This window comes from Chryseolinea sp. H1M3-3, assembly GCF_029360725.1.
GTDB lineage: Bacteria > Bacteroidota > Bacteroidia > Cytophagales > Cyclobacteriaceae > Chryseolinea.
Genome location: NZ_JARKMY010000010.1, coordinates 770,049 through 783,955 on the forward strand (window position 1 = coordinate 770,049; position 13,907 = coordinate 783,955).

The window sequence follows — 13,907 nt, forward strand, 5'->3', positions numbered from 1 at the left end:
AAGTATCTTTCAAATCCAATGAGCAAGAAAGTTCCTACGCCTTCGCCGGATTTCTATCGAAATAATTCAACACTTAAATGGGTTGTACTGGTGGTCTCTGTCCTTATCAGTATCAGCTCTATTTATTACACCAATATTTTGGTGGATCAATTGAAAGAACGCGAACGACAACAAGTACAACTCTATGCAAAAGCCATTGAATACACCGCTAACGATGAAAACACCTATGGTGACGTAAACTTCATAGCGCAAGAGATTCTTTTCCAAAATAATTCAATACCCATTATACAGGTAGGCGACAGTACGAAAGTATTGTCCTTTCGAAATCTTGACATGGACGAAAACTGGCCTGAAGAAAAAAAGACTAGTTTTCTGACGGCCGAAATGGAGATGATGCGCGGAACTTACGAGCCCATCCAGGTAACCCTTCGCGACCCACAAACCGGGGAAGTCTTCGGCACACAATATATTTATTATAAAAATTCTTTTCTCCTAAAACAACTCATTGCCTACCCGTACATTCAGCTTTCCGTCATAGCGATTTTCGGTTTCATTGCTTACCTGGCTTTTAATTATTCAAAAGCCGCAGAACAGAATCAGGTTTGGGTGGGCTTAGCAAAGGAAACTGCGCATCAATTGGGTACACCATTGTCGTCCCTAATGGCATGGGTTGAAGTACTCCGTGAAGATCCGGAGGTTAAACACAAAGGTGTAATAGATGAGCTTGAAAAAGACATTCAAAAACTCAGAATGGTCACCGAGCGCTTTTCAAGCATCGGCTCGGTTCCCTCACTCAAAAAAGAAAACGTGGTGGCGCTGATCAATAACGTAGTAAATTATTTGCGTCCGAGGGTTTCTTCGAAAATCCGAATGGAGGTATTCACGTTATCAGAAAACATTTTTGCCAACGTTCATGCTCCATTGTTTGAATGGGTCATAGAAAATTTGTGCAAAAACGCTGTTGATGCCATGGGAAATACGGGTACCATCGCCATCAAAATACTGCGTGGAAACGAGGGTAAGGTTTTCATCGACGTTTCTGATACCGGTAAGGGTATTCCACGATCCAAAATCGACCATGTGTTCAGGCCGGGTTTTACTACCAAAAAGCGGGGATGGGGCTTGGGACTTACGTTGGCCAAAAGAATTATTGAAGCATACCATAATGGAAAAATTTTTGTCAAATCTTCAGAAGAAAGCCAGGGAACGACTTTCCGAATCGTTTTAAATGTTGTTTAACAAAAACACCATTTCCATCCCAACCTTTTTCCTTTTACGCTTTGGGTCTTAGTCCAGAAACACATACTTTTGCGCTCGAATTTTCTGACCTTAATTTCAAATAAACATACAGAATGGCAAATATTGGTAAGATTACCCAAGTCATTGGTCCGGTGGTAGACGTTGCGTTCGATAGCGACGGTGCTACACTCCCTAATATCCTTGATTCTTTGGAAGTTACTAAAGGCGACGGTACCAAAGTAGTGCTGGAATGCCAACAACATCTTGGAGAAGATCGTGTCCGAACCATTTCTATGGAAGGAACCGACGGCCTTGTTCGTGGTATGAAGGTGTTGGATACCGGTTCTCCCATTAAAATGCCAATTGGCGACGACATCAAGGGTCGTTTGTTTAATGTGGTTGGTGAAGCAATCGATGGTATTAAACAGCCGCTGGGTCTTTCAAAATTGCCAATTCACCGGCAAGCCCCTCCTTTCGAGGATTTGTCTACTTCAACAGAGGTTCTTTACACAGGAATTAAAGTAATCGACTTGATCGAACCTTATTCAAAAGGTGGTAAAATCGGATTGTTCGGCGGTGCTGGTGTGGGAAAAACTGTATTGATCCAGGAATTGATTAACAATATCGCAAAAGCTTATGCCGGGCTTTCAGTGTTTGCTGGTGTGGGTGAAAGAACACGTGAAGGAAATGACTTGTTGCGGGAAATGATTGAGGCCGGAATCGTAGACTATGGCGCAGAGTTCATGAAATCACTCCACGCTGGTGGATGGGATCTTTCAAAAGTGGATCAGGAAAAACTTAAAGATTCAAAAGCAACATTCGTATTTGGTCAAATGAATGAACCTCCTGGAGCACGTGCACGCGTGGCGCTTTCCGGTTTGACTGTTGCCGAATATTTCCGTGATGGTGATGGACAAGGAAAAGGAAGAGACATTCTCTTTTTCGTTGATAACATCTTCCGTTTCACACAGGCTGGTTCTGAAGTATCGGCCCTTTTAGGACGTATGCCTTCCGCCGTAGGATATCAGCCTACGCTGGCGACAGAGATGGGTGCTATGCAGGAACGCATTACTTCTACCAAAAATGGTTCCATCACTTCCGTACAGGCCGTTTACGTGCCTGCCGATGACTTGACTGACCCTGCCCCTGCAACAACGTTTGCTCACTTGGATGCGACTACCGTATTATCTCGTAAGATTTCTGAGCTCGGTATTTATCCGGCAGTGGATCCGTTGGATTCCACATCACGGATTTTACGCCCTGAAATTGTTGGAGAGGAACACTATAAATGTGCACAGCGTGTTAAGAATATTTTACAACGTTATAAAGAGCTGCAGGATATCATCGCCATCCTCGGTATGGATGAGTTGTCCGATGAAGATAAGTTGATTGTGGTTAGAGCACGCCGCGTACAACGCTTCCTGTCTCAACCATTCCACGTGGCCGAAGCCTTTACCGGTTTGAAAGGTGTTCTCGTAGACATCAAAGACACCATCAAAGGGTTCAATGCAATTATGGATGGAGAATACGATCACCTCCCTGAAATGGCATTCAACCTGGTTGGAAGTATCGAACAAGCAGTTGAAAAAGGTGAGAAGATCTTAGCTGAAGCTAAAGGATAATGACATTGACATTGAAAGATTGGAAGTTCGCTTCTAATCTTTCAATTTTCCAATCTTAGAATTTCCAATCTTACAATTACTATGCAATTAGAAATACTTACACCGGAGAAAAAGATTTTTGAAGGCGACGTGACCATTGTGACTTTCCCTGGTGCTAATGGTTCCTTTCAGGTGATGGATAATCATGCTCCGTTAATCAGTTTGCTCCAGCAAGGTACTGTTGAATACAAAGGAAAGGATGGCGCTAAAAAGATCAACATCCTCGGTGGCCTCGTTGAGGTGCTCAAAAATAAAGTAATTGTTTTAGCAACGGGTGTAGCAGCCTAGTTTTCAAGACTCATACTCTTGAGTCTCCTTATCCGTTTCCGTTTGCTACCCATTTAACGAAGAAGAAGGCGCCGATTACCAGCGAGATTGCACCGAGCACCCAGAATATATTACTAACGCCGGCGAGCATAATCATCACAATTCCGCCTACGCCAAATACAATGGCAAGCCCTGATAATGTATCAAATTCTTTAATCGCGTTAACAGATTCCGTACCCTCATTCTTGCGTGCCTTTTTTGCATAGCTTAAGACTTGTTTTTTCAAGGCTTTCCGAAAGGTTTTACGTTCGTCTTTCGACATCTCCTTAAATTTTTCAGCGATGTTTTGCGCATCTGGCGACAACGTTGCTTTTTCGGGGGCGGAAGAAAGATTCTTTATTTCACTCACAACGGGCTGACTGGCCGAATTTGCTACAATTGTGTGTTGATCAACCACTAATGGGCTATGCTCGGCCGCTACACTCCGTGTCTCTTCGTTCATTTTTTTTCCACTTTGATAGTCATAATGATCAAAATGATACGCGTATTTCGGCGACGAACAAGACGTTAAAAAGACTGCCGCAACAATAAGTACTTGGTAAAATTTCATAATCTTACTTTTTAGTTTTCCTGAACGAGGATAATCTTTTAAAAAGTCTCTTCTCGAACGCCCAAAAGAAAGTGAATTGGCCGAACAAGAATCCATAACCCAATAATAAAACATTATACAGCGGCAATATTAAAATATAATACAATATCGATGCTACCACTGTGTCGCCTCGTTCACCCGCCAGAAATTGAAGCAGCGGCTTTTTTATAAACAACACTGTAAAACCTGTACATGCAAATACAATCAAAACAATGATCACCTGCAATGGACTACCCAGATTCCATCGTTCCTTAAGTCTTTCAAGCCATGTCACGCGACGTATGTTTATCAAAGATCCAATTTCAAAAAATATTTCCATAAACCCATGCGTGGCAACGGCGCTTTAACGACCACAGGGATCTTTTTCACCGGATGCTGAAAAGATAACTGCTTAGCATGCAAGCAAATACTTCCATCTTCATTGGGATCTGTATCTCCGTATTTAAGGTCTCCTTTTATCGGACAGCCCATACTTGACAGTTGTACCCGTATTTGATGCGGCCTGCCAGTCAACGGATGTACTTCCAAAAGCCAAAGTCCGGCCACTGAAGTTAAAACGCGATAATCCAATTCTGCATATTGTGACCCAGGACTTTCGTTCTTAAACGCTGTGGTTTTATTCTTCTTTTCATCTTTTAACAGCCAGTGCCTCAGTGTACCCTCCGGGAATGGCGGCTTATTTTTTACGATAGCCCAATATACTTTTTCGGTTTCCTTGTTTCGAAATAACTCATTCATTCTCTGCAAGGCTTTCGTAGTTCTGGCCAAAGCAACCACACCGCTTACAGGACGGTCGAGCCGATGCACCAAACCTAAAAAAACCGCACCGGGTTTTGCAAATTTCTCTTTGATGTAGTCTTTACAAAGGTCGACCAAAGACGCATCACCCGAGACATCACCCTGACTAAGGATGCCTGGAGATTTATTAACAATCAACAAATGATTGTCTTCATAAAGTACAGTGAAAGCCGTATTCTCCAAGTTTAGAAATAATATAGATGATCATGGCACATAAGCATTGGGCCATTACTAAGCAGATTAAAAGGATTTTAAATGTTAAAATGAAGACACAAATCGCGTAGGATTAACAAAGAGCGTCTCTGTGCTAAAGGAATTACCCGGAATGGATATTAACACTTCGTGGACCAACGTCTTCCACCCCCGCAATGTATCTGGTCGTTCAAAGGTCATCGTTGCACCTAAGTCCCTCAACGAACCAATCACGTCCGAAGTAATTTTCGGAGCATATAGGGCAACAGGAACATCTTCAAACCCTCCGTCGCTTCTCAGTTCCGAGAGGCATTGAACTCCTTTTTTTCCACGCATGTTCAGATTCATGAAGATGATGCTTGGTTTTTGCACGACTCCACTGATCAACGCTTCCACCGCTTCTTCTTGAAATACAAAGCTTAAACACTGGATCTCGGAATCTATCGAAGCCACGGCTTCTTTGATAAATTGAAGATCATCCTTATTGGTATCGATCAATACAATTGTTTTCATAGCCTCGGAGTTCAATAAGTTAATATGATAAGTCTACAAATTAACACATAGTTCAGTAAAGCTGAGTGGTTAACGTTACCTAGTTTTTTGATTTGGGAAAATAGTTTGTGAAAAACGATTCATTTTGGGAATCCTTGATTCATTCTAGTTACATTTGTACGTTGAAACCGCCAAAAACGACCGGTTTTTGAAGGTTTAAAGATGTATTCTACCGAATAACCGGATAGATTCAAATGTCTTCGAAAATGGAGTAATTCTTGTAATTAAGGGTTTCAACAGTAAGCCCCTTATGAAAAACATAAATCAAGAAATCACAAATTCTACAACCAATCCCGACGTTACTACAGAATCCGCAGATGCGAAATACTGGCGCGAAAAATATGAAATTTCAACGCGGCATCTGATGGTAGCCGTTAAAGAATGGGGCCGGTTAAGACAACAAGTTGAAGAGTACCACCGCAGCAAAGTCGCATAGAACCACTCTGCCTTTTTATTTACTGAGCTGGTTAATTGGCTTTGACCGTACACCAACTGCTTTTTACCATCTCACCGGCCTTCGCTTAACTTCATAAAACTTTTTATGAAGTTAGAACCCATTGCGCTACCTTCATTTCTATGAGCAACCCTTTTAAGCGCAGAACGTTTATCCAATCTTTTCTTGCAGTCCCTATTTTGACTACCGCCGGGGTTACCATCAACACAACCAGTTTTTCACAAGATAGAAATGTAAATTCCGGAAAGGGAAAGTTGAAATTGAGCCTCAATGCTTTTTCATTTAACGGTCCTCTTATGGAAAAGAAAATGACGCTGGATCAACTGCTGGAAACCTGTGCTGAAATCGGGTTTGATGGCGTTGATATCACGGGGTATTATTTCCCGGGGTATCCGAACGTTCCGCCCGACGAATATTTGTATCACGTGAAAAGAAAAGCATTTCGTCTGGGGCTTGATATCACAGGTACCGGTGTTCGTAATGATTTTACAGATCCGAATAAAAACAAGAGGAGTGAACATGTTACGCTCGTAAAAAATTGGATTGATGCTGCTTCAAAATTAGGAGCACCCGTGATTCGGATTTTTGCAGGTACACAAAATCCAAAGGAGTATTCCCGCGAACAGATAACGGCGTGGATGTTGGCTGATATAAAAGAATGTTTGGCTTATGGCAAACAAAAAGGTGTGATCGTCGCCATTCAAAACCACAACGATTTTATTATGACTGCCGATCATGCCATTGAATTTATTGAGAAAATAAATTCGGAATGGTTTGGACTTATTCTGGATACAGGAAGTTACCGGGTACATGATCCATATGCCGAGATTGCTAAATCAGCAAAATATGCAGTCAACTGGCAGATCAAGGAAAATGTGTTTATCAATGGCCTTGAAAAGGAAGCAGACATTCCTAAAATAATTCAAACGATACACGCTTCTGGCTATCGCGGTTACATACCCATTGAAACCTTAGGAGCAGGCGATCCGAAACCCAAAGTTATTGCACTTTATAAAAAGGTTAAAGACGCCGTCTCTCAATTCTCCTGAGGTGCCCTTTCATCCGATAAGTTTTCAGGTCTGTCCTTATTTCACTACCTTAATATTCCTTGCATACGGCCTGCTATCCGGTCTTAAAAATTACCTTTCAAGGTTGACGTGAGTTTGATACATTGATTCAAATAGGCTATAAATCATTAATTATTTAAGTATGAACCGGCGAACTACATTAAAAAATTTACTGATTGCCTCCGGAGGGTTGATCACACTTCCCGCATGGGGGCAAAACTGGCATGTTAACGACCTGCCTACACTGCCATATTCGTTTTCAGTAGCAAGTCAGGAAATGCTAACAGCGGTCGCAGATACCATTATTCCTGCAGGGAATTCCATCGGCGCATTATCTGTTGGCGTCGACAAGTTTTTGCAAAAACTGATTGCCAATTGCTACGAGGCGAATGTTCAGGAAAACGTAAAAACACAATTGGCGGCCCTGGATAACGGCGCCAAAAGTACTTACGGAAAATCTTTTACCACCTGCGATCAGATGCAACGTCAAACACTTCTCGAAAAACTGGCTGTATCCGAAAATCAAAATGAAAAAGACTTTTTCACATTGATAAAATCCGAGACCATCAGAGGTTTTAATACTTCCAGAGAAGTGATGTTACAATATTTGAAATACAAAATTCTACCAGGCCACTTCCACGGTTGCGTAGACGCAACCGCTTAACGTTATGGCAAATTTATTACTGGATTCCCGCAAGAAAAGAACCTATGATGCAATCGTAATTGGTTCAGGTGCCAGCGGCGGCTGGGCTGCAAAAGAACTGTGCGATAAAGGATTGAAGACCCTGGTGTTGGAAAGAGGCCGTGATGTAAAACACATTCAGGACTACCCTACCGCAAGTAAAGCGCCGTGGCAATTTGAGTATAGGGGTACCGTTCCAATAGAAAAACGCGTTGGTTATGGAAGTGCCCGATTCCTGAGAGAAGAATCCTTGCATTGGCAGATCAAAGACGATGAACAACCTTTTATTCAAGAGAAACCCTTTCGTTGGTTTCGTGGATACCACGTTGGCGGCAAGTCATTGTTATGGGCAAGGCAGACACAACGGTGGAGCGACTTTGATTTTGAAGGCCCGGCACGAGACGGTTTCGCTGTTGACTGGCCTATCCGTTATAAAGACCTTGAGGCATGGTACGCCCACGTCGAAAAATTCGCAGGCATCGCAGGGAACCGCGATGGATTGCCGGAATTACCAGACAGTGAATGCATGCCGCCCTACGAAGTGAGTTGCATTGAGCATTATTTTAAAGAAAGCGTTCAAAAGAATTTTGGTGATCGTCACGTAATACAAGCACGTTGCGCGCATCTTTCGGATCCCCAACCCATTCACATCGAGCAGGGAAGACATAAATGCCAGAATCAAACCATGTGCAATCGTGGCTGTGTTTACGGTGGATATTTCAGCAGTAACGCCTCCACTATTCCGTGGGCTATGAAGACAAAAAAGCTTACCATGCGCCCGCATGCAGTTGTTCATTCTGTTATTTATGACGAAAAGAAAAATCGGGCGACAGGTGTACGGGTCATTGATGCCAACAAAAAGGAAATGATGGAATTTTACGCAGACATCATTTTTGTGAATGCATCGGCCTTAAATACAAACGCCATATTACTAAATTCGACCTCCAACAGATTTCCAAATGGTTTAGGCAATGATAGCGGTGTTTTAGGAAAATACATCTCCTGGCATAACTATCGAGGAAAGGCCAATGCTGAATACGAAGGTTTCAAAGATAAAAAAACCGACGGTAGAAGTCCTACACACAGTTATATTCCACGGTTCAGAAATGTAAGAAAACAAGACATGGATTTTTTGCGTGGATATGCGATCGGTATTGGTGGCGGAAGAGGAAATAAAACAGACACCTCAATGATTGGTGATCAACTGCGTGAGAACATTTTACATCCCGTATTAGGAAATTGGCACATCAGCAGTTGGATGATGGGTGAAGTCGTTCCCATTGAACAAAATCATGTTCGATTGCATACTGACTTAAAAGATAAGTATGGTATTCCGCAGCTCATCATCTCTTGCGACTGGACAGAGAATGATGAGAAAATGGTTGCGGATTATGTCGAACAATCCAAAGAAATGTTTGAGAAAGCTGGTTTCGTGAATATCACCGCTGTAGATACCAAATCGCCTCCAGGTTCCGACATTCACGAAATGGGTGGCGTTCGTATGGGCCGCGATCCTAAAACTTCAATGCTCAACGATTGGAATCAACTTCATCATTGTAAAAATGTTTTTGTTACCGATGGTGCTTGCATGACTTCGACAGGAACACAAAATCCTACACTAACTTTCATGGCACTAACAGCACGCGCTGCTAACTACGCCGTTGATGAATTAAAAAAAGGAAATATTTAAAAACATTATTCATCTTCAACACTCCGAACATCAACACTTCAACACTTTATAAATGAAAAAATATCTTACGCTTGCACTCATATTATGTATACTATCTGTGACGACTGAACGTGCAGTTGCTCAGAAGAAAAAAGAACCTTTGTATACAGCGCCTCTAGGGATTGCCCCATATACCTTCCGTAGAAGTTTCCCCAACGGAGTGGCTGCTACGCTGGACACCATTAAGAATATGGGATTCACGGAAATTGAAGGCGGCGGCGGCCGTGACATGAGTCCCGCAGAATACAAAAAATTATGCGATGAACGCGGTCTTAGTATTCCATCCATGGGAACTGGTTACGAAACACTGGTAAAAGATCCGCAAGCCGTCGCCGATCATGCAAAAATATTAGGAGCGAAGTATGTTATGTGCGCCTGGATACCACACAAAACGGGAAGCTTTAATTTTGACAACGCCAAGAAAGCTGTCGATGATTTTAACGCCGCGGGAAAAGTATTGAAAGAAAATGGTATTACACTTTGTTACCACGCTCATGGTTACGAATTCTGGCCACATGAAAAAGGAACATTGCTGGATTATATCATCACCAATACAAATCCAGATTATGTTTCTTTTGAAATGGATGTAATGTGGATCTACTTTGGTGGTGGCGATCCTGCTAAACTTCTCAAGAAATATGGTGACCGTTGGAAACTCATGCATCTTAAAGATTTAAAGAAAGGAACTAAGAAAGATCTAACGGGTCTTACTTCACCAGAGAATGACGTTCCGCTCGGCACGGGCGAACTTGATATTCCTGGCATCTTAAAAGCAGCAAAAAAAGTGGGTATTAAACACTACTTTATCGAGGATGAAAGCAGCAACGTTACAGTATCCGTACCGCAAAGTATTGCCTATCTTAAAAGCCTGACGAAATAAGATTTTTCTACGGTTACAAAGTACTCTACAATAAGCCAGCGTACCATTGGGTGCGGTGGCTTTGTTGTTTATCTGATAAAAACTTACCTCATACTAACACCCTTCAGTTTGACCTTCCCCTGGTAACTACTCGCCGGACGGTTTAATAGGGAGTCAAAAACATAAAAGCTACGCTTAATAACTTACAATTTTCAAAGGGCTCACGGAATACAAGATTACTTGCACATACGTATGTTCCTTTTGCAATACCCAAGAATTATAATGGAAAGAATAGCAAAATTCATCCTTTAACTATCCCGCTGATTTTATCATGGGACCATTTTGAGCTGACACAAAGCCTTAGTCTTATTCGACAACACCTATGAGCCCCGCCCGACTTTTACTTCTCCTCGTTGTCATGTCACTGTTCAACCACGAATTGCGGGCTCAGAAAAAATACAGTACCCAAAAGGCGCGCATGGAATTTACATCAGAAGCGGAACTTGAATTGATCAAAGCCGCTTCAGGCCACGTAAAAGGAATCTTGGATCCCACCACCAACAACTTTGCATTCTCAATTGACGTCAAAAGTTTTCAGGGTTTTAATAGTTCGCTTCAACGTGAGCATTTCAACGAGAAATACATGGAAAGCGAAAAATATCCGAGGGCCTTGTTTAGCGGAAAGATCATCGAGCGAATTGACTTTACGAAAAATGGTTCTTACGATGTTCGTGCGAAAGGAGAGCTCGATATTCATGGCGTAAAGCAAACGCGCATCATCAAGGGAAAAATCATTATCAGTGACGGAACTTTACAGGTCAATGCCCAGTTTACGGTTCCGCTCTCCGATCATAACATTTCCATTCCCACCATCGTCAGCCAGAAAATTGCTACACAGATACAGGTACAATTTGATGCCTCCATGCAACTTCAATAGTTAACTATATGAAGAAACTATTGTTTGGACTTTTCCTTATCGCCACCATCATACCATGCGTTGGGCAAGTTCCATACTTTCAACAATATTTTCTTCTCCGGAAAAATGAAGCCGTGCAAATCAATACCATCATCCAGCAAAAGAATGGATACATGTGGTTTGGTACTTCAAAAGGTTTATTCTCCTTCGAGGGCAAGAACCAACAACGTTATACTAAAAAACAGGGTCTGCCGCACGAAGGTGTTACTGCCCTTGCAGAAGATTCGTTGGGGAGAATATGGATGGGTCATGAGGATGGCCACATCAGTTTTATCGCGAAAGCAGGCGTGGAAACATTTAATCCACAGGAAGGCTCATCTACGAAAGCAATCTCGGATATTCTCTTCGACTCTAAAGGCAATCTTTGGTTTTCAACTTTTAATGATGGCTTGTATTACTACACCGGAAACCGATTATATCGGGTAGATGACGCCGAGGGTTTGCCTGACCTCTATATCTACGATCTGGCTGAAGATGCACAGGGCCGCATTTGGGCGGGTACTGACGGTGGCGCTGCAGTATGTACGTTGCAGAAAGATAAAATATCCATCAACGTATTGGACTATAATGATGGCCTACCTGACAACATCATTAGAAAGATTTTTCCGGAAACCGATCATACCGTCTTGCTGGGTACCGAAGATGCTGGGATCATTCGCTATAATTTAAACACAAAAAAAATTGAACCATTGTGGAACCATCCGTGGGTATATGGCCAGGTAAGCGACTTTGAAGTCAAGAATGAAAAAGTTTGGATCGCCTGTCCGCAAAAGGGTCTTCTTATCTATAATCAAATTACAAAAGAGGAGAACCTATTTACGCCAGATCAAAATCCGAATCTTCTTTCCATTAGGATTTTGGAAAGGGATACAGAAGGGAACATCTGGGTCGGCACCAAATCTAAAATCTCAAGAACTGTTGGCGATGGTCTCCAATTTTTGGAACAGCCCGTCACAGGCGGGAACTCGAATATACTTGCAGTCACCGTAGATCATCAAAATCATATTTGGTTCTCCAATAGTGACGGTTTGTTTAAAAGAAAATTAAACGAAGATCAGGCAATTCAAAAGCCTTTGGCAAATTCTCCCTTTAAAAAGTATACGGTGATTAGTTTGTACACTGACTCAAAAGGATATGTATGGGCCGGGCTCTATGGGGAGGGTGTGTTACGTATCAATCCCCACACCGGAAAGATCAGGTATTTAAATAAGGAACTAAGAAACGGCAATGTCTTGAGCATTGCTGGTCAAGATAACACGGTATGGCTAGGTACACTGGGCGGAAGTTCTAAAATTACATTCGACCAAACCGAAGAACTAACAATTACAAACTACAGCAGTGGCGATGGCTTAGCATCTGATTTCATCTATCAGGTATTCATTGAAAATAATCGTATCTGGTTTGCTACCGATGGAAAAGGCCTGGCAATGTTAAATAGAAACGGGTTTCATCATTATGAAAAAGGAATACCTAGCGCCGTTGTATACGGCATGGCACAAGATGCCAAGCAGCGACTCTGGATAAATGTGCAAGGACATGGGCTTTATATTTTTGATGGACGGAAATTCAGCGTCTGCGATTCCACATTGGTATTGCGAGATAAAAATATTCATTGTCTCGTTGCAGACAAAGATGGTAATATCGTGGTGATGCACGATGTGGGTATGGATATTATTGATGTACGTCGAAACAAAATGATATACCTCGGCGAAGAAGTTGGAATCCGCGACAAAGTTGCCAATCTAAATGCAGTAGGAAAAGACCGTGATGGAAACATTTACTTTGGTACCAACGGAGGAATTATCAAGTACGCCGGCGAGCGCGGATTTCTCGTAAACAAACCGCGCCCGCAGCTAAAAGATGTATTTGTATTTGATTCTCTTGTTGATCTTACCACTACCCCAACGTTGGCCTACGACGAAAATAATATTACTTTGAATTACACCGGTGTATGGTACAAAAATCCTGAAGGGTTACATTATGCTTATAAGCTTGACAATTATGACCGCGACTGGATTACCACGCGAAACCAGGAAGTGACTTACTCCCGACTTCCGCCAGGGTCTTACACATTTAAGGTCAGGGTAGCTGAGTCCCTTGATTTCAACGACGCCACTGAAGCGAAATTATCCTTTTCCATAAGGCCGCCCATTTGGCAAACCATACCTTTTTACATGTTCTCTTTGGCAGCAGTAGTTGCTACCGTTTTCGTGGTGGTTAAAAGCCGTGAGCGAAAGTTAAGACGGTACAATGACCTGCTCGAGAAAAAAGTTCAGTTGCGCACCAGGGAAATTCAGATGCAGAATGAAGAGATACAGGCACAGAACGAAGAAATATCTTCACAGTCAGAAGAAATACTGCGCATCAACGAAAACCTGGAAGAAATTGTGCAGGAGCGAACACGTGAACTGGAACGGAAAAATAAAGCGCTTGAGGAATATGCCTTTATCAATGCCCACAAACTAAGAAGTCCGGTAGCAACAATCTTAGGTTTGATCAATCTCTTTTCGAAAACGAAACTGGACCATGAAGGTGTTGAAATAAACCAACGGCTTCAAAGTACCGCCGCTGAATTAGACTGTATCGTCGCTTCCATCACCAAAGCAATTGAGCGTGGTGAGAGAAAAATTCCAAAGCTAAAGGACGATGATTAGTACGGCTAAAACTACACGTCATTTTTCAAATAGATACCTGCTCGCGCAAGTATCATGTTACATTCTTTTACAAACAGGAAACGTTATGATGTCAGGTAAAAAACTAATTAAGCGAAATTTCATCAAAA

14 protein-coding genes are annotated in these 13,907 nt (G+C 42.2%); 10 read left to right on the top strand and 4 right to left on the bottom strand.

The genetic code is table 11. The features are described 5' to 3' along the window. Positions 1-18 precede the first annotated feature (18 nt). The 3 genes from P2W71_RS20080 to atpC all read left to right on the top strand — a co-directional run bounded on the left by P2W71_RS20080 (position 19) and on the right by atpC (position 3,188). Positions 19-1,239, top strand: a complete 1,221-nt coding sequence (locus P2W71_RS20080; protein ID WP_276373111.1) for a HAMP domain-containing sensor histidine kinase — start codon at positions 19-21, stop codon at positions 1,237-1,239. 113 nt (positions 1,240-1,352) lie between these two features. Then, positions 1,353-2,861, top strand: a complete 1,509-nt coding sequence (gene atpD / locus P2W71_RS20085; RefSeq protein ID WP_276373112.1) for a F0F1 ATP synthase subunit beta — start codon at positions 1,353-1,355, stop codon at positions 2,859-2,861. Between the two features lie 81 nt (positions 2,862-2,942). Next, positions 2,943-3,188, top strand: a complete 246-nt coding sequence (gene atpC / locus P2W71_RS20090) for an ATP synthase F1 subunit epsilon (protein WP_276373113.1) — start codon at positions 2,943-2,945, stop codon at positions 3,186-3,188. 28 nt (positions 3,189-3,216) lie between these two features. On the opposite strand, the gene P2W71_RS20095 is transcribed toward atpC, so the two are convergent. The 4 genes from P2W71_RS20095 to P2W71_RS20110 form a co-directional block, all read right to left on the bottom strand. After that, positions 3,217-3,777 (bottom strand): hypothetical protein, encoded by a 561-nt coding sequence (locus P2W71_RS20095; protein WP_276373114.1) that lies wholly within the window; start codon positions 3,775-3,777, stop codon positions 3,217-3,219. A 4-nt stretch (positions 3,778-3,781) separates the two neighbouring features. Continuing rightward, complete coding sequence (locus P2W71_RS20100) at positions 3,782-4,108, bottom strand: DUF6787 family protein (protein ID WP_276373115.1); 327 nt, start codon at positions 4,106-4,108, stop codon at positions 3,782-3,784. After that, the gene (locus tag P2W71_RS20105) at positions 4,105-4,797 is read right to left on the bottom strand and encodes an RluA family pseudouridine synthase (RefSeq protein ID WP_276373117.1); all 693 of its coding nucleotides are present in this window, start codon (positions 4,795-4,797) and stop codon (positions 4,105-4,107) included. Before P2W71_RS20105 ends, P2W71_RS20100 begins: the two co-directional genes overlap by 4 nt. A gap of 75 nt (positions 4,798-4,872) precedes the next feature. Next, on the bottom strand, positions 4,873-5,319 hold the full coding sequence (locus tag P2W71_RS20110; RefSeq protein ID WP_276373119.1) for a hypothetical protein: 447 nt from the start codon (positions 5,317-5,319) through the stop codon (positions 4,873-4,875). Between the two features lie 289 nt (positions 5,320-5,608). Here P2W71_RS20110 and P2W71_RS20115 point away from each other — a divergent pair, with 289 nt between their 5' ends. The 7 genes from P2W71_RS20115 (at position 5,609) to P2W71_RS20145 (ending at position 13,779) form a co-directional block, all read left to right on the top strand. Beyond that, complete coding sequence (locus P2W71_RS20115) at positions 5,609-5,794, top strand: hypothetical protein (RefSeq protein WP_276373120.1); 186 nt, start codon at positions 5,609-5,611, stop codon at positions 5,792-5,794. Positions 5,795-5,934: 140 nt separating this feature from the next. Continuing rightward, positions 5,935-6,861, top strand: a complete 927-nt coding sequence (locus tag P2W71_RS20120; RefSeq protein ID WP_276373121.1) for a sugar phosphate isomerase/epimerase family protein — start codon at positions 5,935-5,937, stop codon at positions 6,859-6,861. Positions 6,862-7,021: 160 nt separating this feature from the next. Then, positions 7,022-7,543, top strand: a complete 522-nt coding sequence (locus tag P2W71_RS20125) for a gluconate 2-dehydrogenase subunit 3 family protein (protein ID WP_276373122.1) — start codon at positions 7,022-7,024, stop codon at positions 7,541-7,543. A gap of 4 nt (positions 7,544-7,547) precedes the next feature. Then, positions 7,548-9,251 carry a GMC family oxidoreductase gene (locus tag P2W71_RS20130; protein ID WP_276373123.1) on the top strand — a complete coding sequence of 568 codons (1,704 nt, stop codon included), beginning with the start codon at positions 7,548-7,550 and terminating at the stop codon, positions 9,249-9,251. A gap of 52 nt (positions 9,252-9,303) precedes the next feature. Next, positions 9,304-10,170, top strand: a complete 867-nt coding sequence (locus tag P2W71_RS20135; protein WP_276373124.1) for a sugar phosphate isomerase/epimerase — start codon at positions 9,304-9,306, stop codon at positions 10,168-10,170. A 457-nt stretch (positions 10,171-10,627) separates the two neighbouring features. Then, positions 10,628-11,086 carry a YceI family protein gene (locus P2W71_RS20140; protein WP_276373125.1) on the top strand — a complete coding sequence of 153 codons (459 nt, stop codon included), beginning with the start codon at positions 10,628-10,630 and terminating at the stop codon, positions 11,084-11,086. A gap of 8 nt (positions 11,087-11,094) precedes the next feature. Continuing rightward, the gene (locus P2W71_RS20145; protein WP_276373126.1) at positions 11,095-13,779 is read left to right on the top strand and encodes a two-component regulator propeller domain-containing protein; all 2,685 of its coding nucleotides are present in this window, start codon (positions 11,095-11,097) and stop codon (positions 13,777-13,779) included. Positions 13,780-13,907: the final 128 nt, after the last annotated feature.

Excerpts from the sequence above, each read along its gene's own strand:
- P2W71_RS20080 (WP_276373111.1), top strand. The coding sequence starts at position 19 with ATGAGCAAGAAAGTTCCTACGCCTTCGCCGGATTTCTATCGAAATAAT.
- atpD (WP_276373112.1), top strand. The coding sequence starts at position 1,353 with ATGGCAAATATTGGTAAGATTACCCAAGTCATTGGTCCGGTGGTAGAC.
- atpC (WP_276373113.1), top strand. The coding sequence starts at position 2,943 with ATGCAATTAGAAATACTTACACCGGAGAAAAAGATTTTTGAAGGCGAC.
- P2W71_RS20095 (WP_276373114.1), bottom strand. The coding sequence starts at position 3,777 with ATGAAATTTTACCAAGTACTTATTGTTGCGGCAGTCTTTTTAACGTCT.
- P2W71_RS20110 (WP_276373119.1), bottom strand. The coding sequence starts at position 5,319 with ATGAAAACAATTGTATTGATCGATACCAATAAGGATGATCTTCAATTT.
- P2W71_RS20115 (WP_276373120.1), top strand. The coding sequence starts at position 5,609 with ATGAAAAACATAAATCAAGAAATCACAAATTCTACAACCAATCCCGAC.
- P2W71_RS20120 (WP_276373121.1), top strand. The coding sequence starts at position 5,935 with ATGAGCAACCCTTTTAAGCGCAGAACGTTTATCCAATCTTTTCTTGCA.
- P2W71_RS20125 (WP_276373122.1), top strand. The coding sequence starts at position 7,022 with ATGAACCGGCGAACTACATTAAAAAATTTACTGATTGCCTCCGGAGGG.
- P2W71_RS20130 (WP_276373123.1), top strand. The coding sequence starts at position 7,548 with ATGGCAAATTTATTACTGGATTCCCGCAAGAAAAGAACCTATGATGCA.
- P2W71_RS20135 (WP_276373124.1), top strand. The coding sequence starts at position 9,304 with ATGAAAAAATATCTTACGCTTGCACTCATATTATGTATACTATCTGTG.
- P2W71_RS20140 (WP_276373125.1), top strand. The coding sequence starts at position 10,628 with ATGGAATTTACATCAGAAGCGGAACTTGAATTGATCAAAGCCGCTTCA.
- P2W71_RS20145 (WP_276373126.1), top strand. The coding sequence starts at position 11,095 with ATGAAGAAACTATTGTTTGGACTTTTCCTTATCGCCACCATCATACCA.